Annotated in this window: 1 protein-coding gene; it reads left to right on the top strand. The window is 66.9% G+C overall.

The annotated features are described in order from the left end of the window. Positions 1-1,103 (top strand): IS1249 family transposase (locus AC3RXY_RS15595; RefSeq protein ID WP_498224864.1); only part of this gene is annotated, 1,103 nt, incomplete at its 5' end. Positions 1,104-1,141 lie beyond the last annotated feature (38 nt).

Raw genomic sequence — 1,141 nt, 5'->3', positions numbered from 1 at the left:
TAGTCGTGGATCTTCCGTCGAACTCGGCGACCTGTCTGGTATGCGGATCACGGCTGGTGAAGAACGGCCGTCACCCCTCGGGCACGCAACGCTGGCGGTGTAAGGACTGCGGGGCCTCGACGGTCCGCCGCCGCCCTGATGTCGCCCGCCGAGAGCAGCTGCACCGGTTCCTGAGTTGGCTGACCGGGAAACGCACTCAAGCCGAAGCCGGCGGCGGCACCGGCCGATCCTTCCGCGATCAGACGGCCTGGTGCTGGGATCTGCAACCGGTGATGCCGGTCACCGGGGAAGTCCACGATGCCGTGCTGGTCGACGGGATCTGGATCGGGTCCTGGTGCCTGCTGATCGCGCTATCGGACACCGGGCACGTGGTCGCGTGGCAATGGGCGGCACGGGAGTCGACCGCCGCCTGGGAAGCACTCTTCGCGCAGGTCCCACCACCGGAGGTCATCGTCACCGACGGCGGGTCCGGGATCCGCTCCGCACTGGCGAACACCTGGCCCGACACCGCCGTGCAACGGTGCATCTTCCACCTGCAGATGAACGTGACCCGCGAACTGACAAGGAACCCGAGGACGAAAGCCGGCCGCGCGCTACGTCAGATCGCGATGACCCTCAGCAGCATCCACGACGTCGACGCCGCCATCGGATGGCGACTCACGCTCGAGGCCTGGTGGCAGCAATACGGGCACCTCACCAAAGAGCGCACGCTCTACGACAACGGCCACTTCGGGTTCACCCATCTCCGGCTCCGCAAGGCATGGGGCATCCTGCACCGCGCCGCCGAAGCCGGGCACGTATTCACCTTCCTCCAACACGGCAACCCGCGCACGACGTCGCCGCTCGAGGGCGGCATCAACGCGCAGATCAGGCACCTGCTGCGCCACCACCGTGGGATGACGATTGAGCACCGCCGCCGCGCCGTCGAATGGTTCCTCCTGCTCCACGAGATCCCCATCAAGCGTGCCCACCAACACGCACACGCCCCGCAGCCAGCACAATCACCCACGGTCGACGAGCCCCTCGGACCAGAGCTCTACGGCACAGGCCTCGACCCCGCAGAAGGACTCTGGCACCGCTCAGGCTGGATCGGCGAACACTGACACGCCCAACCCCATCCACTCTTTTCTGCCGATAACCC

This window comes from Microbacterium longlingense, assembly GCF_058349825.2.
The sequence above is the reverse complement of the archived record's forward strand: the minus strand, read 5'-3'. Positions and strand labels throughout refer to the sequence as shown.